Source organism: Ralstonia sp. 25mfcol4.1, from assembly GCF_900104095.1.
Taxonomy (GTDB): domain Bacteria; phylum Pseudomonadota; class Gammaproteobacteria; order Burkholderiales; family Burkholderiaceae; genus Cupriavidus.
Genome location: NZ_FNJO01000007.1, coordinates 19,981 through 41,237, shown reverse-complemented (window position 1 = coordinate 41,237; position 21,257 = coordinate 19,981). Strand labels below are relative to the sequence as shown.

Annotated in this window: 23 protein-coding genes; 10 read left to right on the top strand and 13 right to left on the bottom strand. The window is 66.5% G+C overall.

The window, feature by feature from the left end:
- Positions 1-25: 25 nt before the first annotated feature.
- The 5 genes from BLQ58_RS13915 to BLQ58_RS13895 form a co-directional block, all read right to left on the bottom strand.
- Positions 26-1,321, bottom strand: coding sequence for a type II and III secretion system protein family protein (locus BLQ58_RS13915; RefSeq protein WP_254775963.1), 1,296 nt, complete (start codon positions 1,319-1,321; stop codon positions 26-28).
- Positions 1,322-1,460: 139 nt separating this feature from the next.
- Positions 1,461-2,435 (bottom strand): Flp pilus assembly protein CpaB, encoded by a 975-nt coding sequence (gene cpaB / locus BLQ58_RS13910; RefSeq protein ID WP_029050795.1) that lies wholly within the window; start codon positions 2,433-2,435, stop codon positions 1,461-1,463.
- A gap of 6 nt (positions 2,436-2,441) precedes the next feature.
- Positions 2,442-2,903, bottom strand: a complete 462-nt coding sequence (locus BLQ58_RS13905) for a TadE/TadG family type IV pilus assembly protein (protein WP_029050796.1) — start codon at positions 2,901-2,903, stop codon at positions 2,442-2,444.
- Positions 2,904-3,277: 374 nt separating this feature from the next.
- Positions 3,278-3,472 (bottom strand): Flp family type IVb pilin, encoded by a 195-nt coding sequence (locus tag BLQ58_RS13900; RefSeq protein ID WP_029050797.1) that lies wholly within the window; start codon positions 3,470-3,472, stop codon positions 3,278-3,280.
- A 432-nt stretch (positions 3,473-3,904) separates the two neighbouring features.
- Complete coding sequence (locus BLQ58_RS13895) at positions 3,905-5,083, bottom strand: collagen-like triple helix repeat-containing protein (protein ID WP_029050798.1); 1,179 nt, start codon at positions 5,081-5,083, stop codon at positions 3,905-3,907.
- Between the two features lie 661 nt (positions 5,084-5,744).
- Here BLQ58_RS13895 and BLQ58_RS13890 point away from each other — a divergent pair.
- Together BLQ58_RS13890 and BLQ58_RS13885 are read left to right on the top strand one after the other, a co-directional pair.
- Positions 5,745-7,154, top strand: coding sequence for a collagen-like triple helix repeat-containing protein (locus BLQ58_RS13890; protein ID WP_029050799.1), 1,410 nt, complete (start codon positions 5,745-5,747; stop codon positions 7,152-7,154).
- A 137-nt stretch (positions 7,155-7,291) separates the two neighbouring features.
- Positions 7,292-8,968, top strand: a complete 1,677-nt coding sequence (locus tag BLQ58_RS13885; RefSeq protein ID WP_029050800.1) for a ShlB/FhaC/HecB family hemolysin secretion/activation protein — start codon at positions 7,292-7,294, stop codon at positions 8,966-8,968.
- Positions 8,969-8,997: 29 nt separating this feature from the next.
- On the opposite strand, the gene BLQ58_RS13880 is transcribed toward BLQ58_RS13885, so the two are convergent.
- Positions 8,998-9,204 carry a dodecin gene (locus tag BLQ58_RS13880; protein WP_029050801.1) on the bottom strand — a complete coding sequence of 69 codons (207 nt, stop codon included), beginning with the start codon at positions 9,202-9,204 and terminating at the stop codon, positions 8,998-9,000.
- Positions 9,205-9,420: 216 nt separating this feature from the next.
- Here BLQ58_RS13880 and BLQ58_RS13875 point away from each other — a divergent pair, with 216 nt between their 5' ends.
- From BLQ58_RS13875 to BLQ58_RS13865, 3 genes are all read left to right on the top strand, one after another.
- The gene (locus BLQ58_RS13875; protein ID WP_254775941.1) at positions 9,421-10,017 is read left to right on the top strand and encodes a phospholipase D family nuclease; all 597 of its coding nucleotides are present in this window, start codon (positions 9,421-9,423) and stop codon (positions 10,015-10,017) included.
- A gap of 419 nt (positions 10,018-10,436) precedes the next feature.
- The gene (locus BLQ58_RS13870) at positions 10,437-10,856 is read left to right on the top strand and encodes a hypothetical protein (RefSeq protein WP_049815808.1); all 420 of its coding nucleotides are present in this window, start codon (positions 10,437-10,439) and stop codon (positions 10,854-10,856) included.
- A gap of 237 nt (positions 10,857-11,093) precedes the next feature.
- Entirely contained in the window at positions 11,094-11,810 is a 717-nt protein-coding gene (locus tag BLQ58_RS13865; protein ID WP_029050803.1) for a dienelactone hydrolase family protein, read from the top strand.
- Between the two features lie 71 nt (positions 11,811-11,881).
- Here BLQ58_RS13865 and BLQ58_RS13860 read toward each other — a convergent pair whose 3' ends face one another.
- The gene (locus BLQ58_RS13860) at positions 11,882-12,625 is read right to left on the bottom strand and encodes a glycine zipper 2TM domain-containing protein (protein ID WP_029050804.1); all 744 of its coding nucleotides are present in this window, start codon (positions 12,623-12,625) and stop codon (positions 11,882-11,884) included.
- A gap of 137 nt (positions 12,626-12,762) precedes the next feature.
- Positions 12,763-13,230, bottom strand: a complete 468-nt coding sequence (locus BLQ58_RS13855) for a MarR family winged helix-turn-helix transcriptional regulator (protein WP_029050805.1) — start codon at positions 13,228-13,230, stop codon at positions 12,763-12,765.
- 189 nt (positions 13,231-13,419) lie between these two features.
- On the opposite strand from BLQ58_RS13855, the gene BLQ58_RS13850 reads away from it, so the two are divergent.
- Both BLQ58_RS13850 and BLQ58_RS13845 read left to right on the top strand, forming a co-directional pair.
- Positions 13,420-13,971: a YggT family protein gene (locus BLQ58_RS13850; protein ID WP_029050806.1), complete on the top strand. Its 552-nt coding sequence runs from the start codon at positions 13,420-13,422 to the stop codon at positions 13,969-13,971.
- A 200-nt stretch (positions 13,972-14,171) separates the two neighbouring features.
- The gene (locus tag BLQ58_RS13845; protein WP_029050807.1) at positions 14,172-14,444 is read left to right on the top strand and encodes a hypothetical protein; all 273 of its coding nucleotides are present in this window, start codon (positions 14,172-14,174) and stop codon (positions 14,442-14,444) included.
- A gap of 136 nt (positions 14,445-14,580) precedes the next feature.
- On the opposite strand, the gene BLQ58_RS13840 is transcribed toward BLQ58_RS13845, so the two are convergent.
- Positions 14,581-15,492: a LysR family transcriptional regulator gene (locus BLQ58_RS13840; protein ID WP_029050808.1), complete on the bottom strand. Its 912-nt coding sequence runs from the start codon at positions 15,490-15,492 to the stop codon at positions 14,581-14,583.
- Between the two features lie 239 nt (positions 15,493-15,731).
- On the opposite strand from BLQ58_RS13840, the gene BLQ58_RS13835 reads away from it, so the two are divergent.
- The 3 genes from BLQ58_RS13835 to BLQ58_RS13825 all read left to right on the top strand — a co-directional run bounded on the left by BLQ58_RS13835 (position 15,732) and on the right by BLQ58_RS13825 (position 18,451).
- Complete coding sequence (locus BLQ58_RS13835) at positions 15,732-16,553, top strand: IclR family transcriptional regulator (RefSeq protein ID WP_029050809.1); 822 nt, start codon at positions 15,732-15,734, stop codon at positions 16,551-16,553.
- Between the two features lie 276 nt (positions 16,554-16,829).
- Positions 16,830-18,077, top strand: a complete 1,248-nt coding sequence (locus tag BLQ58_RS13830) for a SorA family sulfite dehydrogenase catalytic subunit (protein ID WP_049815809.1) — start codon at positions 16,830-16,832, stop codon at positions 18,075-18,077.
- Positions 18,078-18,088: 11 nt separating this feature from the next.
- Positions 18,089-18,451: a SorB family sulfite dehydrogenase c-type cytochrome subunit gene (locus BLQ58_RS13825; RefSeq protein ID WP_049815810.1), complete on the top strand. Its 363-nt coding sequence runs from the start codon at positions 18,089-18,091 to the stop codon at positions 18,449-18,451.
- Positions 18,452-18,504: 53 nt separating this feature from the next.
- Here the strand turns inward: BLQ58_RS13825 and BLQ58_RS13820 are convergent, their stop codons facing one another.
- From BLQ58_RS13820 to BLQ58_RS13805, 4 genes are read right to left on the bottom strand one after another with little or no spacing between them, the layout of a single operon-like run.
- Complete coding sequence (locus BLQ58_RS13820; protein ID WP_254775962.1) at positions 18,505-18,858, bottom strand: 2Fe-2S iron-sulfur cluster-binding protein; 354 nt, start codon at positions 18,856-18,858, stop codon at positions 18,505-18,507.
- A 29-nt stretch (positions 18,859-18,887) separates the two neighbouring features.
- Entirely contained in the window at positions 18,888-19,202 is a 315-nt protein-coding gene (locus tag BLQ58_RS13815; RefSeq protein WP_029050813.1) for a hypothetical protein, read from the bottom strand.
- The gene (locus BLQ58_RS13810) at positions 19,193-19,507 is read right to left on the bottom strand and encodes a 2Fe-2S iron-sulfur cluster-binding protein (protein WP_029050814.1); all 315 of its coding nucleotides are present in this window, start codon (positions 19,505-19,507) and stop codon (positions 19,193-19,195) included. The genes BLQ58_RS13815 and BLQ58_RS13810 overlap by 10 nt, the downstream gene beginning before the upstream one ends.
- Before the next feature lie 30 nt (positions 19,508-19,537).
- A complete protein-coding gene (locus tag BLQ58_RS13805; RefSeq protein ID WP_029050815.1) occupies positions 19,538-21,076 on the bottom strand; it encodes a hypothetical protein in 1,539 nt (512 codons plus the stop codon).
- Between the last annotated feature and the right edge of the window lie 181 nt (positions 21,077-21,257).

The following is a 21,257-nucleotide window of genomic DNA, read 5'->3' as shown; positions in this document are numbered from 1 at the left end:
TCGTCACTCGCTCCATCTGCCGCCGCTACCGCGAAAAACCCGGCAGGGTCGGGTCTGCGTACTCGCCCAGCACGAAGCGCCCCCAGACGTTGGGGCTGGCGCTCGTGCGCCCGTCATTGGCCACGTTTGCCGCGGCCTGGGAATCCCGCGCCAGCGGCTTCACCAGGCGCGGCGTGACCACGATCATCAGTTCGCGGTCCTCCTGGTGGAAGTTCAGGTTCTTGAAGAAGCTGCCGATGATCGGCAGGTCACCCAGGAACGGCACCTTGCTCACGTTGCTGACCGTGTTGCGGCTGACCAGCCCGCCGATCACGAAGCTCTCGCCGTCGCCCAGTTCCACCGTGGTATCGGCGCGCCGCGTGACGATGGCCGGCACCGACGCCCCGTTGATGCTGATGCCGCGCGACGGATCGAGATCGCTGGCTTCGGGCGCCACCTTCAGCGCGATGCGCGACTTCGACATCACCGTCGGCGACACCGTCAGGCCGATGCCGAACGGCTTGAACTGGATCGTCGTGGTGCCCAGCGCCTGCGGCACCGGGATGGGAATCTCGCCGCCCGCCAGGAAGCTCGCGCTCTGGCCCGACAGCGTCACCAGGCTTGGCTCGGCCAGCACCCTGACCAGGCCATTGCTTTCCAGCAGGCTCAGGTTGGCGAAGATGCCCTCCTTGGCCCAGGCCGCCACCAGGTTGAACGCACTGCTCATCGGCAACGCGCCTTCAAACGACGGCGACGGGCCGATCGTGGCCTTTGTCAGCGACGTCGGGCTGAACTGCCCGAACGTGAAACCGCCGCTGCTCTTGACGAAATTGAGCCCTACTTCCTTCAGCACGGTCTTGCTGATTTCCACCACCTTCACATCGACCTGCACGGTGTTCGACACCGGCACCACCGAGCGGTCGATCACCACGCCGCCCTTGCCGTCCGGCCCGCCCACCGCCGCCCTCGCCGCCTGCTGCGTGCGCGCGGCGGCTGCGGCGTCGGGCAATTCGCCCCGGATGGTGGCGCCGGCGGCGGACAGGTCCACCTGCGCGCCATCGGCATCCGGCGCCACGGCATCGACCTGCACGCTGTAGGTCAACGGCGCCGCATTGCGGCTCCAGACCATCATGTCGGTCACGCCCGGCTTCTTTGCCACCACCAGCACGGTGGGCGATCCATTGCGTTGCTTGAGCAGCAGCGCATCGGCCACGGCGGGGTTGCCCACGGCCACGCGCTCCAGCGCCTGACCGGGCTTGATCTCCTGCTGTGCGCCGGCCATCAGGCGCAACGTGCGCGCGGCGGGCGGCGGGCCGGCGTCCTGCGCCATGGCCGGATGCATCGCCCCGGCCAGCACGGCCGCCATCGAGACGGCAGCCATCATCATCGCGGCCCATCGGCGGCGGCACGGATCGGTGTCGATCTGGCGCGCGGGCGCCCGTTCACGGTCTGTCGTCAATGTGGGCATGCCGTGTCGTCCGCTATTCGATCGCTCGCTTGCCGGCGCGGATCACTTCCACGCCGTTGTTGTTGTCGGGGGTTTCGCGTCGTTGCGCCGAGGCCGTCAGTGACGCCGCCGGTGGCGCGGCGGCGCGCATGGCCGGCGCGGGGGGAAGGGCGCGCGGCGTGGTGTTGCCCGCATGGGCCTGGCCCACCAGTCCGGCCAGGCTCATGCCGGCCGCGGCCCTGTCCACGGGCGCGCGCTCGGCGTCCGGCGGCACGCCGGCGCGGGCCTGCAGCACGGCCGGCGGGTCGGCGAACATGCCGTCGCTGGGCATCGACGCATCCGACGGATTGCGCAACGCCAGCACCAGCCGGCCGGCCTGCTGCGCCATGGCCAGCTTGCCGACCTCTTCCACCGGCACCGACAGCACGGCCGTCTTCGCGCCGTCACGGCGGGCCATCATCTGTTCGCCCTGCACCTTGCGTGAATCGTTGACACTGCCATTGCCGTACGCGAGCACGCGCAGACGCGACAGCAGCAGGCGGGTCTGGCTTTCGGCAATCTCCTGGTTGTCGCGGCGCAGGATCACGAACACATCGACGAAGTCTCCGGGCTGCACCTGATGGCCCACGCCAACGGCCTCGTCCACCGACACGGCCAGCGCACGGTCGCCCTCCGGAATCTGCCGCGCCAGCCCGGACAGCAGTTGTCCTTCCAGCACCGGCACGTTGCTGCCCAGGTTCACCACCGGCACCTGGCCCACCACGCGGGCCGCGTCCTGGTAGGCGCCGGCCGGCTCGATCGGCAGTTGCATGACCGCGAGCGCGTCGGCAGTCAGTGGCTTGCCGGCTTCCACGGCTCGCGTGGTGACCACCACGGCATGGGTCGGTGCGGTGCGCGCGGCCGGGATGGCCACCGCCTGCTGGCGCGCCACCTGCCACGCCAGCAGCGCGAGCAGTCCGGCCAGTATCAGCAGGACGATGGCCAGGATTCGAATCTGTTTGCTGCTCATGTGTCCTCAGGTATCGGGAGAGAGCTGGACCACCGCGACGCCGGTCAGCGAAGCGGGCACCGGCACGAACGGCACCACCGGCAGGAACGTTTGCGTGGGGAGATCGAGCGTCACCTGCACGCATTGCGTGCCCGGCGGCGCGCTGCAGGCCACGGCCTGGGCCAGCGAGCCTGCCGCGAAACGGTTGGCGATATTGGGCGGCAGCGTGCTGCGCGCGGCCAGGTCGGCGGCGATGACCCGCTGGCCGAGCGTGGTCGCCAGCGTGCCGCCGTTCGCGGTGAGCGGATAACGCAAGGCAGCCCGCGCGCCTTCCTCGGCGGCGAGCGTCAGGACTTGCTGCAGGGCCAGCACCATGCCGTAATAGACGATGCCAAGCACCACCGCAAACAGCAGCGGAAACACTATCGCGAACTCGATCGCGGCCACTCCGCTTGCGCGGCGCCGGTTCGCGCTCCCCCGTAATGCCATGCTTCACCCGGTTCTTTCGACTTGCATGCATTGGCGACACACGACACCGCGCGGCGGGCACCGGCATGGCTGCACGGTGCCCGCTGCGACGTCCCCGACGGGCTGTGTCGTACTACGTTGCGCGACTTGGAACCACTCTTACCGTTCTAGCCCGGCCGTCCATATGCCTACCTGCGGCCAGTGCCTACCGCTACCACTTCTGCCACTGCTTTGCCGACGGGCGTGCAGACGCCCGCCGCGGCTGGCATGGCTGCCAGCACGGTGCTCTGGTAAATGGTCTGGAGACGTCAGGTCGGCACGAAGCAACGCCGTGCGCGATGCACGAACGCCGCGTCAGCCTTCCGGATGATCAGTGAATGGTCCGCCGGTCGATGTCAGGAGCCACCGTTGTTGGTGGCGAAGAGGGTCGTGACACGTTGGGCAAGATTGCTGAAGCCCGTGCTGAGGCCTGTGCCGAGGGCCTGTGCGCCCACGACGATGCCCAGGGCAACCAGGCCTACGATCAGGCCATATTCGATGGCAGTGGCGCCGCGTTGGGTTTTGCGATGGCGCGCCAGATTCTTTTGCATGATGTTCACTCCCGAAAGTGCGTAACCACTGCATGGATCCCCAGCAATACGCTCCTGACCCCGATCCGACTGCCATCTGTATGAACTGCCACTGTGGCGTTATTGTGCTTTTGCGCTGGTGGATACATTTATAAGACAGGCTTTGTTTCAACCATACCCCCCATTCGGGCTAATGGTTGTCCCAGATTAAAGTAGGACAGACGTTTGAAACAATGCGGCCGCCTTCCTCCATCGGGATGAAATCATCCGAATTGTTAAAGAGCACGCAACAAGTGAAGCGTGCCGTGCGGCGTCCTGCACGTGGTCATGCAGGACGGCCTCACGGCACGAAATAAAAGGATGCGCCGCGCGGGGTAAGGACGACAGCGCACCGTAAATTAGCCGGGGCGGTTGACAGGGAAAGTCCCGACGTCTCCCGCGTGGTATTTCAGATCAATGGGGCGTCAGCCCGCCCAGCAGGCCGGTGACTGGCGCCAGCGGATTGCTGCCGCTGCCACTGGACGAACCTGCACCGCTAGCCGCGCTGGTCAATCCGCCTGTGACGGTGCCCAGCAGGCCCGTGACCGGCGCCAGCGGATTGCTGCCGCCCGAGGTGCCGCCTGCCGCGCCGCCCGCAGCGCCGCCCACCGCGCCGATCAGGCCGGTCACGGGCGCCAGGGGACTGCTGCCCGATGTGCCACCGGCAGCCCCGTTCAACGGCAGGTTGTTGAGCAGGCCGCCCAGCGGATTGCCGCCGGCGCTGCCATTGCCGTTGAGCAGCACGCCTGCCACCGCCACGGTCTTGCCCGTTTCGTTGACGACGCCGCCGAGCGGCGACACCACCGGCGTGTTGGTGTTGGCGATCATGCTGCCCGCCGTGGCTACCGTGTTTCCGACCTGGGTCAGCAGGTTGGTGACCGGCGCACCCAGGCCCGAGGCCGCGCCTACGGTTTGCGTGGCGTTGGTCAACTGCGTGGTCAGCGGCACGATGGCCTTGCTGGTGCTGTCCGTCACTTGCGCGACCGGGCCGGTCGACAGCGTATCGCCCAGCTTGCCGCCGAGGCTCATCACCCCCGCGCCCACGGTCTGCACCAGGCCGCCCGCGGGATTGGTCACGGGCGCCAGCGGCGACAACTGGTCGCTACCAAGCGCCTTGACGAGACTGCCCGTGCTGACCACCGTGGCGCCGGCCTGCGTCACGACATTGCCGGTGTTGGCAACGGTCACGCCCACCGGGTTGTCCGCGGCGCCAATCTGGCCCAGGCCATCGCGCACACCAGCGCCGAGCGTGGCAACGGTCTCGCCGGTCTGGATCACCACATCGCCGGTCGCGTTCTTCGCCGTGGCCGGTACCAGCGGCACGCTGGTGTCCTTGATCTGCTGGCCGATCTGGCTCACCGCGTTGCCGGTGGATACCACGGCGTTGCCCGCGCCTTCCACCACCTTGGCAGTGGGCGTGGTTTCGGCGGTGGGCTGCGGATTCGTCGTCCCCGGATTGGTCGGCGGGGACGGCGGGGACGGATTGGCACCGCCGCTGGAACCGCCCGAGGCGCAGCCCGCCAGCAACGTCACCGCTGCGGCACAGGCCATCGCCATCATGTTGAGGGGGCGCGTCTGCTTGGTTGCATGCATGTCCTGATCTCCTGAGTTTGTTCTTTGTGAGTCCGCTGTCTTCATGTCCGCCCTGCTCACGCGCTTCGCCGCGACCCGGTCGGCGAGCTGCTTCGTCTGGCGTGGCTGCGGACCGATAGCGCAAACGGTGTGCCAGCCTCAATCGCATGTTCGATACGGGCGCTGGATGCCGGCGACGGCAGGGCTGGAACCCGTTGTGGCGCAAGGCTTTCGGGGATGCAGGGGGGCTGCGTCGAGCGCGCTCGAAGCGTCGTGCCGGACGGCGTTGTGGTGTTACGTGCTACGTAACGTGTTCCCTGCGGGCGTTACGGCGGACGGCCTTGGACGCGAGACGGGGACAGGCGCCGTGGAACCGCCATGTCACCGCCATGTCACAGCGCATGTCACGGGGCGTTACGTAACGCGTAACGCCAAACACGCGCCGCGCCGCCACCGCGCGCTTCATGCGTGCGTTTGATCCATTTGCCGCAAAGCCTTGCCACACGCGCGTTTGCGCGCATCACCCCCTGCTTTGGAATGGCGTGGCCCGCAATGGCCGGCGTCACTGGCACACCGCTTGCGCAATACAGCGCAGCCAAGGCACGTCACGCAATCCTTCGCAACGAAGCGGCATGCGAAAACGTGAGCCAGGGTCGGGAACATTAAAAAAAGGGAAAAGGTCATGCGCACATACAAACATTCCGCGAAGCAACTGGTCGTGACGGCATTGCTGGGGTCCATGCTGGTTCTGGCAGGCTGCGCCAGCGGCAGCGGGTCGACGTCGCTGGGCACCAGCGGCACGGGCAGCTCGGGTGCCACCGGCAATGCCGCCAACACCGGCAACACCGGTGGCACGGGTGGCACGGGTGGCACGGGTGGCACGGACTCCGCCAACAACGGGGGCACGAACAACGGCGGCGGCGGAAACAACAACGGCGGCGGCACCACTGCGCTGACGCCCACCAGCGCCATCGTCAGCAACGCGGGCGGCATCGTGAACGGGGTCGGCAGCACCGTCAGCGGCGTGGGTGATGCGATCAAGGACGCGAACGTGCCGGTGGTGTCTTCCCAGACCCGGGATGGCCTGGCTGGCGTGGTGAGTTCGGTGGGCGACGCGGTCAGCGTGCTGGGCACCGGCGTGCAGTCGGGCCTGGGCAATATGCCCAACACCACGAATCCGGTGGGTACCACGGTGGCCAGCACCGGCGGCGTGGTCAGCGAGCTTGGCAACGCCGTCAGCAGCGCCGGCAGCGCGGTCAGCGGCCTGGGCAGCGGACCGCTCGCCCCGCTGTCCGCCGTGACGGTGCCGGTGGGCGGCGTGGTCTCGCAAGTAGGCGGTGCAGTGAACAACGTCGGCGGCCAGCTGGGAACCGCGCTGTCGACCGGACCGGTGGAACAGCTGACCAGCGGCGTCAGCAAGGCCATCGTGCCATTGACTTCCACACTGACCAGCGGCACGCAGACACTGGGCGCCGCCACGGGCCTGGGCCAGCCGGTCAACAACCTGCTGGCGACGGTCGGCGGCGCACTGGCCACGGCGGGCACGCAACTGACCCATACCAATACGCCGGTCGTGTCCGGCGTGGGCGGCATCGTCACGGGCACGGGCACGACCGTGGCATCGCTTGGCGGCGTGGTGAACAATCCGGCAGGCGGTGCGGCGGGCAGCCCGCTCGCGCCCGTGACCGGGCTGGTCGGCGGCCTGAGTGGCGGCCTGACCGGCGCCACCGGTGGTGCGTCGAGCCCGCTGGCGCCGGTCACCGGACTGGTCAGCACCCTCACCAGCGGCCTGAGCAGCGCCACCGCGGGCGGCGGCACGAGCCCGCTCGCGCCGGTCACAGGCCTGGTCGGCGGCATCACCAACGGCGTTACCGGCGGGGCGACCACCGCCACGGGCGGCAGCGCCAGCCCGCTGGCACCGGTGACCGGCCTGGTTGCCGGGCTGACCGGCGGCAATGCACCGGCCAGCAGCACGCCCGCCTCGGGCGGCACGACGGCAGGCACCAAGCCTGCCAATCCGCTGGCGCCGGTCACCGGGCTGGTCGGCGGGCTGGTTGGCGGCCTGACCGGCGCAATCGGCGGCAAGCACTAGCTCCACGGGGCGCCTGGCGCGCCCGCCCCAAGCAAAGCGTCACGGCCACTCATGGGCGGCGGGGAAGCGGCATCCCCTCCGTCCCGTGGCACGCGACCTCATAGCCGCAATGCAGGTTTACATCGAGGGGTAAGACCATGCGACCACGCAATCGCGTTGCCGCGCTGATGATCAGCGTCGGCGTCATCCATAGCGGCCTGGGCCACGCCGAACGCGGCCCCGTGCAGGGCGATCCCACCCAGACGCTGCCCAGCATCGCGCCGAGCAAGCCGGCGCAATCCAATGTGACCGTGCAGGTGGAACGGCCCGACTCGGCGCTGCAGAACCTGCTGGCCTCGCGGCTCACGCCCCGCCACTTCCAGATCGAGGGCGCGAAGACGCTGCCGTTCGAGCAGATCGCGGCAAAGTTCAGCCCGCTGGCCAATCGCGAGATCACCGTCGCGGAACTGCTGCAGGCCGCGGAGTCGGTCACGCAGATGTACAAGGACGCCGGCTACCCGCTGTCGTTTGCCTTCGTGCCGGCGCAATCGTTCGAAAACGGCAATGTGCTGGTCACGGTGGTGGAAGGCTATGTGGCCAACATCACGGTGAAGGGCAAGCCCGGCCCGGCGGAGGCGCGGCTGCGCAAGATTGCCGAGCAGCTGAAGAAGGACCGTCCGCTGCGCCAGGAGAGCTTCGAGCACTATGTCAACGTGCTGGCGCAGCAGCCCGGCATGCAGGTCAACGCCACGGTGCAGCCGCCCACCACCACCGATGGCGCGTGCGACATGGTGCTGGAGGTCAGGCGCAAGCCGTTCACGTTCGGTACGGGTGTCGAATGGATGTCGCCGGGCGTGCGCGCCATCGCCACGGCCACCACCAACAGCCTGACGCCGCTGGGCGAGCAGCTGTCGTTCTCCACGCTGTTCCCCAAGGGCCGCGACAGCGAGGAGTACTACGCCGCCACCTACGCGCAGCCGCTGGGCACCGAAGGCATGCTGGGCAAGATCACCGCGTCGCACTATCGCGGCGTGCCCGAGAACAGCTCGCTGGCCCCGATCGGCTTCAACCCGCGCTACGTGAACGACTCCAAGCGACTGGGCGGCACGCTGAGCTACCCGGTCATCCTGAACAACCGCCACGCGCTGACGCTGACCGGCGGCTTCTACGCCAACAACCAGTTCGAACGCTACACGCAGGCGGTACAGCCCGGCGCAGGCCGCCAGGTGGAACTGTCGACCAGCGTGCGCGTGGCCACCGCCGAGGCGTCATACCTCCAACGTGGCACTGGCGTGACGCGCAGCGCCACGCTCGGCGTCTACAAGGGCTTCGATGCGCTGGGCGCCGACCGCCAGAACAACCTCAACGACCTGAGCTTCTGGCGCACGCGGTTGCTGGTGTCGCAGGCCAGCGACCTGCCGATGGGCTTCGGCATCGCGCTGTCGGGGGCGGGGCAGTACAGCGGCAACCGCCTGGCGTCGAGCGAGCAGATCAGTTTTGGCGGCCGCTTCTTCGGGCTGGGCTACCCGGCCGGCGAGATTGCGGGCGACAAGGGCTGGGGGGCATCGGTCGAACTGAACCGGCTGTTCGCAGTGGACTTCACGTACCTGAAGACGCTGCAACCGTTCGTGGCCGCCGACATGGCGCGCGTGTACTCGAACAGCATCTCGCTGTCGCACCGCACGCTCCAGTCGCTGGCCATCGGCCTACGGTTCTCGGACCGGCGCTACTACACGATGGACGTCTCGCTGGCCCAGCCCGTGGGAGACAAGCCCACCAATGCCAGCCACCGTTCGCCGCGCGTCAACCTGCTCTGGTCGTACCAGTTCGATTGAGCGGGCCGGCGGGTGGCGCGGCCTGCGCGTCAGGTCACGCGGAAGCCGATCTTCAGCGTGACCTGAAAGTGGCCGACCTTGCCGTCCGTGACATGGCCGCGCGTTTCGACCACTTCGAACCAGTCGATATGCTTGATGGTCTCGCCGGCCTTGGCCAGTGCATTGCGGATGGCCTGGTCGCTGCCATCGGGTGACGACCCGACGATCTCGACGAGCTTGTAGGTATGGTCGGACATGCGAGGCTCCTTGTATTTGCGATGGATGCGGCGGCACAACATGCCCCGCCGCGACACGATGCCTTCATCATAGGCACCAGTCAGGTCGAGTCCCAAGACGCCGCCGCAATTCCCCAACCGGCCACGGTGCGTTTCCTGTTGCGAACTGGGCGCATGGCCTGTTACGCTGCCTGCCCTCGATTCCTGTCACCACCCTGTAACCTGATGTTTCCTTCCTTGCTCCGAAGCAGGCGGCTTGCCACGGCGGGCATCGTCGGCCTGCTGGCCATCGTGGGCGGCGCCCAGGCCCGTACCACCTCGATGTTCGATCGCGCCATCGAGACGCTGACCACGCCGCGCGCGCAGACCAGCCAGTTCGCCAGCGGCAGCACGTACACGCTGTGTTTCGTGCCGGACGGCCCGAGCTGCCAGGACATGATTGTCGACGCCATCAACCGCACCCGGCACAAGCTGCTGATCCAGGCTTACTCGTTCACGAGCGCCCCCATCGCCCGCGCCGTGGCCGAGGCGCACCAGCGCGGCGTGGACGTGCGGGTGATCGTCGACAAGAGCCAGGCTTCGGAGCGATATACCAGCGCCACCTTCCTCAAGAACGCGGGTATTCCCGTCGTGGTCGATACCAAACCGGCCATCGCGCACAACAAGGTGATGGTGTTCGACGACCAGGCCGTGTTCACGGGGTCGTTCAACTTCACCAAGTCGGCCCAGGAGCGCAACGCGGAGAACGGCATGCTGATCCGGGGCGACAGCGCGGTGGTCAAGGCATACAGCGACAACTGGCGCACGCGTTTCGAGAAATCGTCGGCCTATTGATTGTCGGCCTATCGAAGGTCGGTCTTGGTTCGCGTCTGATGCGCCTCTGATTCCCGGCCTGATTCCCGCCTGATTCCCGGCCTGATCCCTGGCCGGTCTCCGGCCGATGCGCCGGTCCGGCACGATTACGCACGCAGCGTGGGGCCATGTGAGCGGCGCCTCTCTTTGCCTCCCTCTGCGCACGAATAGGGGCAGAACTGCCCGCTGTTCCGGCCACCCCAAAGTCTCTTCCCGCAGCAAGATCAGTGAAACGCTGACAGACGCCCCGGGTGCAGTGGTGTGTACTTCAGGTACGTATCCCGAGGATGCGCGACAGGCCATCGTCCGGGCCTGCGTACCTGCCCTGAACCTGCCTCACGGGCTGCAATTCCTGCATTGGGTACCCGTCGCACATCCCGTCAACCTGGCAGGAGGAAGCGATGCAAACTCAAAACACGACGATCACTCGACAGGTACGTGTCTGGTGCGCAATCGGTGCCGCTGCGGCGGCGATGGGCGTGGCGGTGTCCGCTCACGCGGACATGAAGACGTCGACGGCCGGCCCGTTCACCTATGTTTGCGGCGGCGTGGCTGCCGACGAACAGGCCGAAATGCGCAGCGAGGCGTCCCAGTACGACATGGGCCTGCTGTTCACGCAGGGCGGCCGCGGAGAATATCTGTCGGACGTCAACGTGAAGCTCATGCGCAATGGACAGCAGGTGGCCGAGTTCACATCCACGGGCCCACGATGCCTGATCAAGGGGCCGCGCGCCTCGTATCAGGTCGTGGCCACTTATGAAGGCACATCCAAGCGCACGACGGTGAGCCCTGGAGAAAAGAATGTGCAGATGCGCTGGTAACCGGCGCGGATGAACAGTCAGTCAAGCAGTCCTGTGCCGCGCAACTGGCGCGGCCGCCATGCCGGCTACCCCTCCCGCGGGTGCCGGCATATTTTTTTGCCGGTCGGCTACCGGCCAGCGGCGCTGCAAGATCGGCGCGGCGGTGGCACACTTGGCGGTCTCTCGCGGATCCCCCCGGAGCCCGCGGATCCGGCGCGCCCGCGCGCCCGCCCCGACAAACCCTGGAGTCTTCCCAACATGAGCCCCACGCCCAACAGCCACTGGATCCGTATCGACACCGCCGGCGGCAGCTTCGACGCCTACCTGAGCCTGCCGCCCGGCGGCAAGGCCGTCGGCAACCCCGGCATCGTGCTGGTGCAGGAGATCTTCGGCGTCAACGAACACATCCGCAGCGTGGCCGACCAGTACGCAGCCGACGGCTACGTGGTGCTGGCCCCGGACGTATTCTGGCGTTCGGCCCCGCGCGTGGAGCTGGGCTACAGCGGCCCGGACTGGGAAAAGGCCATGGAACTGCGCAAGGCCGTGAACCTGGAAGATACGGTGTCGGACGTCGCCGCCACTGTCGAGGCGCTTCGCAAGGAAATTGGCGAAGGCGGCAAGGTGGCTGCGGTGGGCTATTGCTTCGGCGGCCTGGTGTCGTACATGGCCGCGGCGCGCGGGCTGGTGGACGCCGCGGTGCCCTACTATGGCGGCGGCATCCAGAACAACCTGCACGAGGCGGCCGCCCTCGACGTGCCGGTGCAGTTCCACTACGGCGCGCTGGATGCCCATATCAAGCCCGACGATGTGGAGAACGTTCGTCAGGCCGTGGCCGGCAAGCGGGGCACCGAGGTCTTTGTCTACGACCAGGCCGACCACGGCTTCAACTGCTGGGCGCGCGCGTCGTACCACCAGCGGTCGGCCGCGCTGGCGCATGGCCGCGCGCTGACCTTCCTGGCCAACGCGCTGTCCTAAGACGGCCCGACCGTCGAAGAAAAGCCCGGCCCTGGCGCCGGGCTTTTTCGGTGGGCGAACGATCCGGTATGTCAGTAGGGCACGGCCGTGCCGTTCTGCACCTTGACGCGGTCGCCGATGCGCAGGTTGTATGGACTGGCCTGCGTCAGCGTCATATAGGCGTTGTCGTTGGTACGCACCCGCACGCGAAACGCCGGCGGCGTGGTGTGGGTGCGCTTTTCCACCTCGTTGCCGGCCAGCGCGCCCGCCACCGCGCCGCCGATGGTGGCCACCGTGTTGCCACGACCGCCGCCGATCTGGTGCCCCAGCAGGCCGCCCGCCACCCCGCCCAGCACGGCGCCCACGCCGCTGGCGTTGGCCGGCTGTCCGCCTACCTGCTCGATTGACTCCACCCAGCCGTAACGCACCGCGTAGGGGTCGTTGTAGCCGGCGCTGGTGCCGTAGGTGCCGTCGTAGCTGCCCTGGGCCTGCTGCGGATATCCATACTGGTCGTAGCCGGGCTGCTGCGGATAGGCGGGTTGCTGGGACTGTTGCGGATAGGACGACTGGGGATACGACTGCTGCGGGTACGACTGCTGGGGATAAGCCGGCGTGCCGCTGATCTGCGTGCCCGAGGTGCCATAGGCGGATCCGTATCCGGCATTGCCGTAGGTGCCCTGGTAGCCGGCGGTCTGGTAGCCGGTCTGGTACCCCGAACCATAGCCATCGCCATAGCCGGCGCCATAAGGTGCGGCGCAACCCGCCAGCGCCAGCGTACCGGCAGCCACGGCGGCCAGTGCTAGCGTGCGGGCGACCGGGCGAATCGTGATGGACATGATGGGGACTCCTGCGACGGTGCGCGTGTTGATATTGCGCGGGAGTCTAGTGCCGGGCCATGCCGGCAGGTGTCACCGGAGATTGTGATGGGTAACCGCCTGTAACGCGGCTGGCCCGACCTGCGAAAACGCGGCGCTCAGTCGCGCTCGGCTTCGTCGTCGTTGAAAGCAGTAATGCGTGCCACACGGAACGCCCCGCGCAACGATTCCAGCTCGGCCCGGTGCAACGCGGCCAGGCGGTTCAGGCATCGCTCTCCCTTGGCCAGCAGGTGAATCTGCACCACGCGGCGGTCGTCGGGATGGATCCGGCGCGTCACCAGCCCCGCGGCCTCGCAGCGGTTGACCAGCGCAACCACGCCGTGCTGCTTGGCCTGCAGCCGTTCGGCCAGTTCGCCCACGGACGCCCAGTTCTTGTCGCGGCTGCCGCGGATGTGCAGCATCAGCAGGTATTGCTGTACGGTCACCCCTTCGGCCTGCGCGGCGTCCTCCGAAAACCGCAGGAAGCGGCGCAACTGATACCGGAAATCGGACAGCGCCTCGAAGTCCTGCTTGCTCAGTACGTTGGCATCGTTCGAAGACTTCGCGGAAGCGGTCGGGCGTGGCATGGGCGGAAAGGGGCTACGCGGGCGGTATCGGACAAGCCGCCCATTATATGGGGTGCCACCGCTGCGCCCGGTGCGATGACACGCATTGCGCCCCTATTTTCCACAGAGGCAGGGCAGCGGGGTATGGCAGAATCTGTGCGGTCGTCGACACCCTGTCGCCCTCTAACGTATTCAAGGGAAATCCGCCTGATGTTCACGGAAATCATCCTCTTCCTGCTCGATACCGTCTTTACGCTCTTCGGCATGGCACTGCTGCTGCGCCTGTGGATGCAACTGACCCGGCTGCCATCGCGCAACCCGGTGTCGCAGGGGGTGTTCCAGGTCACAGACTGGCTCGTGCGCCCGCTGCGCCGCATCATTCCGGGCATCGGCGGCATCGACTGGGCCACCGTGCTGGCCGCCTACCTGACCGCCGTGGCATTCCTGGTGTGCCGCGCGCTGGTGCTCGATGCCGATCCGCTGGCCTTCCTGCCCGTCATCCTGGGCCTCGCCGTGCTGAACCTGCTGAAGTGGGGCATCAGCATGGTGATGTGGGTCACGCTGCTCATGGCGGTGCTGTCGTGGATCAATCCGCAATCGCCGCTGGCCGGCCCGATCTGGCACCTGACCGCGCCGCTGCTGCGCCCGATCCAGCGCGTAATGCCGCGCCTGGGCGGGTTCGACATGTCGCCGCTCGTGCTGTTCGTCATCGCCCAGATCCTGCTGATGCTGATTGCCGGCGTTAGCCGTGGCGTGGTGTAAGCAACCACTAACCTTGCATCGTTGTCCGGTGGCGGGGCGCCACCGTATCACAAAACAACGCCCTAGGGTTAACCCCTAATGTCCAGACAGCTGGACAGTCTGTCGAGGATTCGCCCTTTTTCGTGCGCGTGCCGGCGCCTACATTACAGCCACCGCGGGACCACCCGCGATCTCTGCCAATAAGTAGGAACAGCACAACCATGAAGACCCTCGCCCTCTCCCTGATCTGCGCCATCGGCCTGTCGGCTGCCGCCACCGCCGCCCAGGCTGCGCAACCCCTGTCGGACCTGGCACGCCTTGACGGCAGCATCGGCCGCAAGATCGATCCGTACCTGGACGGCGCCCGTGGCGTGACCGAAAAGCGTGACGTGTATTCGGAAGGCGCCCGCTCGGTGACCGACAAGCGCGATGTGTACTCGGAAGGCGCCCGTGGCGTGACCGAGAAGCGCGACGTGTACAGCGAAGGCGCTTAAGTCCTTCCCCTCAGCAGCGGCTTCGCCTTCCCCCAAGGCGAAGCAGGCCCGGGGCGCGCTCCCCCGAGTTCCGCCGGGCCGCCTTCCCCACCCCCTCTCCCGCGTTTTCCCCCGTACCGCATCCCCGCCGGGCCAGTTACTGCCCCAGCGCGTCCAGTTCCGCCCCCATCATCGATTCGATGGCTTCCATGAAGGCCCGCACCTTGCGCGGCTGGAGCCGCCGGTCAGGCAGCAAGGCAAACACCCTCAGCGGTGGCAACGGGTAATCGGGCATCACCCGGACCAGCCTGCCCTGGGCGATCTCCGTTTCGGCGGCCGTCATCGGCACCCGGGCGATCCCCAGGCCCGCCAGCGCGGCCTGCATGCGCAGTTCGGCGTTGTACGTCTGCATGCGCGGCCGGATCGGCACCGGAATCCGCCGGCCGTCGCGCGAAAATTCCCACACCGACGCCCCGGGCGTGGCCAGCGTGGGCATGTTGGACAGGTCTTCGGGCTGGATCTGCGCCGGCAGGCTCGCCGCCAGACTGGGGGCCGCCACCAGCCCGCGTTCCACGTTCCAGATGCGTCGCGCGATGGTGCCGGAATCGGGCAGGTCGGTGTCCACGGTCACGAAGGCGATGTCATAGCCTTCCCGGATCGGATCGACGAGCCCCTGGGCAATTTCCACGGTGATATCCAGCGCCGGATGGGCGGCCAGCGTGCGGCAAATGACACCGCCCAGCTGCTGCGCCCCGAATTCGTAGGGCGTGGCAATGCGCAGCATGCCCTGCACGCGTTCCTCGCGCGCCAGCGTTTCCTGGCGGATTTCACGCAGCCGGGCGAACAGCGGCGCCACGTCGCGATAGACGGCGCCGCCGGCATCGGTCAGCCGCATGCGGCGCGTGGTGCGTTCCAGCAGCTTGGCGCCGATGGCGGTCTCCAGCCGGATCACCGCTGCGGAGACGCGCGATTTCGGACAGTCCAGGGCCGCGGCTGCCGCCGTGAACGTGCCCTGCTCCACCACACTGCAAAATGCCTCCCAATCATTCCACTGGATTGTCTCGCTCACCGAACCCATTCCCTTGTATGACACTGTTGTCGTGGCCGCCCGTCGGCGTCACCTTGTTGACGGCATCTGCCGCGCCGGACGGCCGCACATTATGCGATAGACAGATTCGTCTCGTCAGCGCCGCCGATAGTTCCACGCGGCAAGCGGCGCTGCGGTAAAGGTTGCTCCGGACTGGCAAAGCAGGCACATTTCCTCTACCCTTTCGGCCTTTCCGAGTCTTTCCGAACTCTCTCAGACCCATGGCGCATCCTGCCGATTCCGCTACGTCCCGCGCGCCCGGCGCCGGTACGACCGAAAAGCCGAGCGACAGCTATGTGCAGTCATTTGCGCGTGGCCTGTCGGTAATCCGCGCGTTCAACGCCAGCCATCCGGCCCAGACGCTGACCGAAATCGCCCAGGCGAGCGGCCTGACCCGCGCCGGCGCGCGGCGCATCCTGCTGACGCTGGTGGGGCTGGGCTACGTGCAGAACGACGGCCGGCTGTTCCGGTTGACGCCCAAGATCCTGGACCTCGGGTTCGCCTACCTGACCTCGATGCCGTTCTGGAACCTGGCCGAGCCGGTCATGGAAGCGCTCTCGCAATCCGTCCACGAAAGCTGCTCGATCTCCGTGCTCGACGGCACCGAAATCGTCTATGTACTACGCGTGCCGGCCCGCAAGATCATGACGATCAACCTGTCGATCGGCAGCCGGCTGCCGGCCTATTGCTCGTCGATGGGCCGCGTGCTGCTGTCCGGGCTCGATGACGCCGAACTCGACCGCGTGCTGCAGGCGTCCGACCTGCAACCACGTACCCGCCGCACCGTGACCGATATCGCCGCACTGAAATCGCTGATCGCCGATATCCGCACCCGTGGCTGGGCGCAGAACGACCAGGAGCTTGAGGAAGGCCTGGTGTCGCTGGCTGCCCCGATCCGCAGCCGCACCGGCCAGGTTATCGCCGCGCTGAACATCAGCGGCCAGGCCAACCGGACCAGCGCCCAGGAAATGTCCGACCGGTTCCTGCCACCGTTGCTGGAAGCGGCCGAGAAGATCTCGGCGATGGTGAGTTTGCGGACCTGACCCGCCCCCGCTTCGTTTCCCTCTCCGCATCGTTTCCCGCGCACCGGGTGCCTACCCGGTGTCGCCCGGCATTTCTCCGCGTCTCGTTTTCATCCCGGCCCGACTGGCGATTTGCCCACCGGGCCGAATCCGGTCGCCCCTGCCGGCACCCATCGGATTTTCCGGTCAGCCATAGCGAAATAACTTGTTTCGCCAATATGGCGCACTACGATTACGCTCAACGGCTCCGACACCGATAAAAAAGCGGCCGATCCCGGCTGCCCGCGAGGAGACAAAATGGCCAGGAAACCCACAAGAGGCGAAATCGATCCAAGGCGTCGCGGCGTGCTGATGGGCGGCGCTGCGCTGACGCTGCAGGCGTCGCTCGGATTTACCGCCACGCGCGCCTTTGGCGCGGCCAATACCACGGAGATGCCATTCGAAAACGGGCATCGGGAACTGGTGGCATTTCCGCAAAAACGGCCGCTGATCCTGCTGACCAACCGGCCCCCGCAACTCGAAACCCCATTCGAGGTATTTGGCGAGAACGTGATCACGCCCAATGACGCGTTTTTCGTCCGATATCACTGGAGCGGTATTCCCACATCGATCGATGCAGCGACCTATCGCCTGAAGATCGACGGGCATGTGTCGCGCCCCGTATCGCTGAGCCTGCAGGAATTGCGAAAGCTTGGCGACCCCGTGGAAATCGTCGCGGTCAACCAGTGTTCCGGAAATGGCCGCGGCTATTTCTCGCCGCGCGTCAATGGCGGCCAATTGGGGAACGGCGCGATGGGGAATGCGCGCTGGACGGGTATCCCGCTGCGCACCGTGCTCGAAAACGCGGGCATCAGGGCCGGCGCCGTGCAGGTCAGTTTCGACGGACTGGACCGCCCGCCGCTCGAAAACGGTCCCGACTTTGTCAAGGCGCTGTCGATGGACCATGCCATGGACGGCGAGGTCATGCTGGCCTGGGCCATGAACGGCAAGGACCTGCCGATGCTGAACGGCTACCCGCTGCGGCTGGTCGTGCCCGGCCATTACGGCACCTACTGGGTCAAGCACCTGTCGCATATCGAAGTCCTGGACAAGCCCTTCGAGGGCTTCTGGATGAACCCCGCCTATCGTATTCCGGCCAACGACTGCGCCTGCGTGGCACCGGGTACCGCACCGGCCAGCACCGTGCCGATCGGCCGGTTCAACGTCCGCTCCTTTATCACCAGCCATGTGCCGGGCAGCTTTATCAAATCCGGGCAACCCGCCGTGGTCAGGGGCATCGCGTTCGACGGCGGCCATGGCATCGCGGATGTCGCATTTTCCGACGATGGCGGCGCCAGTTGGCGCTCCGCCGAGCTGGGCAAGGATCTGGGCCGTTATTCGTTCCGCGAGTGGAGCATTCCGTTTCAGCCGAAGCGAAAGGGAGAATTCGATTTGCGGGTGCGTGCCAAAACGCGATCGGGAGAAATCCAGCCGCTGACGGCAACCTGGAATCCGGCGGGATATATGCGGAATGTCGTGGAATCCACGCGCATTCTGGTAGTGTGAGGAGGCCAATCATGAAACCGCACCGCACTTTCATGCTGGCCATCGCCTGCGCATTCGCCGCAGTGTCCGGGTCATCGCATGCGCGCCCAGTGGAAATCAAGCTGCCGCAGGAAACGGCCAGCTATAAACCCAGCACGCTGCCCGGTTATAACCTGACGCTGCAGAACTGCATGATCTGCCATTCGGCCCAGTACGTATCCACGCAGCCATCCACATCAACCCGCGCGTATTGGGACGCCACCGTCAAGAAAATGAAAAAGCCCTTCGGCGCACCGCTGAAGGAGGAGGATATTCCGGCGATTGTGGATTATCTGACGAAGACTTACGGGGCGGAGCAGGCGCAGGGGACATCGAACGCTGCCGTGGCCAAATAATGAATCCGGGGTGGATCTTTCCACCCTCGCATTCCATCGTCCTCCGGCCTTGATTACCGCGGCCCCGTCCTCGGTTCCCACGACACCGCCACGTCGCCCTTGATGAATGTCTGGCATGCCATGCGATAGCCGGCGCGCAGGTCGTCGTCGTTCAGGTGCTTGCGTTCCTTGGGCTTGACGGCGTCGGTGTGTTCCAGGCCCTGCTCGATCCGGCATTTGCAGGTGCCGCAGATGCCGCCGCCGCACTTGAATGGAATCCCGCCCTGCTCGCGTAGCGATACACGTAGCAGATTGCTGTTTTCCGGCGCGGTCACGGTCTTGCCGCTATTGGTCACGAACGTGATTTCGACGGTGCGCGCCTGCGGCGTGGCTGCGCCGTTGGTGTCGGTGTCGGTGGCTTCGGTCACGGTAGCATCGGCATCGGTGTCGGCCCGCATCATTGTTTCCTTATCGATAGATCCATGCTGCCGAAGTGCGCCAGCTTCTGCAGCGCGTCGTGGGCAGCGTCGAGCGTGTCAAAACGCTCCAGGAATTTGGTCGGCACGTGGTTGATCACGGGATCGGCGTCGGGCGCGGTCGATTCCTCGATCACGCGCACCTTCACCGGCTGTTGCGTTTCCATCAGTTCGGCAATCACGAAAATCGCCTTGGGCCGCCCGTAGAACAGGTATTCCCAGGTCTCGCGGGGTTCCACGCCGGGCACCGCCTCGGTGCGGAACTGGCCCGGCTTGCTGGTCAGGATCACGAACATGCCGCAACCACCATCTCGGGCTGTTCCAGTTCGATGTCGTGCGTCAGCCAGATCTGGCAGGCCAGCCGGAAGCCCTGGTCCAGCCGCTCGCCAAGCTGCTTCTTCTCTTTCCAGTTGGGCGGCGGCAGGTGTTCCGCGCCGGACAGCACCTTGCAGGCGCACTTCGAGCATTTGCCCATGCCGCATTCGTAGCGCAGGTTCGGATACGGAAATTGCTTGATGCCGGCGCGCACGACGAGATTGGTCTCAGGCTTGACCTCGTCGACGAATACCTGGCCGTTCTTATGGAAGGTGACTTTCGGCATAACTATTTCTTTAATCTGGGAAGACTCAGCTCAACGCCACAGGAACATGGCGCAGATCGTGGAGACGAACAGGCCGGCCAATACCGGCAACAGCAGCGCCCGCACCGCATCGAGCACCGGCACACGGGCAAACCCCGCCACCGCGATCAGCGACGACCACGCGATCAGCGTGCCGCCACCGGTCCACACCGCGCCCATCTGGCCCACGGCGGCGAGCGTGGCCGAGTCGAAACCGACCACCGGACCCAGCGCACCGGCCAGCGTGCCGGTCAGCGGCAGACCGGCAAAGCCCGAGCCGTCGATGCCGGTGATCATGCCCACCAGCAGCACGCCGAACGCCACCAGCACGTGGTTGTCGGGAATCATGTGCTGGTAGGCCTGGATCAGTTCGAACAGCAGGCTCGGTGCGCGACCCGCATCCACACCCAGGATCTGGGCGGCGGTCTCGCCGGCACCCACGAAGAAGAAGCCCGCAATCGGCAGCACCGACCCCATGGCCTTGAACGCAAACACGAAGCCGTCGGTGATGTGGTCGGGGCAGACGTCGAGCATGCGGCGCGGGCCTTCGGCGGCCAGCGTGGCCAGCATCATCAGCAGCGCTGCCACGCCGCCCACCAGTGCCGCGGCGGCGCCGCCCTTCAGGTCGGGCATGCCCGACGAGATCTTCGGCAGCACCATCAGCGTCACCACGCAGATGAACGCCAGCGGCGTCAGCACGGCGAAGAACTTGGACCACTTCACGCGGCGGCGCTCCACCATCGCCAGGCTCTGCTCGATGTTCGCGTCGGTAGCCAGCGGCTCTTCGTGCGATGTGCCGCGTGCGATCTCGGCCTTGTCGAACGTGCCGGTGGCCTCGACGGCGGTGTCCGTGCCGGTGGCGCGGGCCTGCCAGCGATCCAGCAGTGCGCCGCTGGCCGGCACGATATGGCGGCGCATCGACAGGTAGGCCAGCGACAGCGCGATGGCGCCGGTGATGATCGACAGGATCAGCGCGCGGTCCGCCACCACGGCAGCACTCACCGCCGCGCCGGCCGCCTTGGCGCTGATGCCCGGCGCCACGCCGATCACGTAGTCCGACGACAGCGCCATGCCCTGGCCGGCGATGGCAATGGCCATGGCCCCCGCCAGCGGCGGCAGGCCGGCGGCAATGGCGGCCGGCAGCAGGATGGCCGACACCAGCGGGACGGCCGGCGTGGGCCAGAAGAACAGCGAGATCACATAGGTGATGCCGGCGAGGATGAAGTAGGCACTGTGTCCGTTCTTCATCACAACCCGGAAGGGCTCCACCATGCGGATATCGGACCGCAGCGTCTTCAGCGCATTGAGCAGCGCCGTCATGAACGCAATCACCAGGAAGATGTTGAACAGCTCCTTGGCCGCCACCAGGCTTGCCGCGAAGATGCCGCCCAGTGCGCTGATCGGGCTGCCGGTAATGGCCAGGATCACGAGGAAGGTGCCGACGATGGACGGCACCACGACATTGGCCCGCAGGATCATGGTCAACACGATCACGGCCACGCCTAGCAGATACACCCAATGTGCCAGGCCAATCTCAACAGCATGTTGCATGAGGCTCCCCTTTTCCTGGAGGCCCTTGTGGGGGCGGTATAAGAATTCTGTGTGCGACTATTTTGTATACTATATCCCGCAGTCGATTGAAAACAAGCGAAAACTGCTCGACTTAGGGAAATCACCCCATCGGTGCGGAGATTGGCTTCAGCGCACGGTTTGCGCGCATTCCGCACCACAC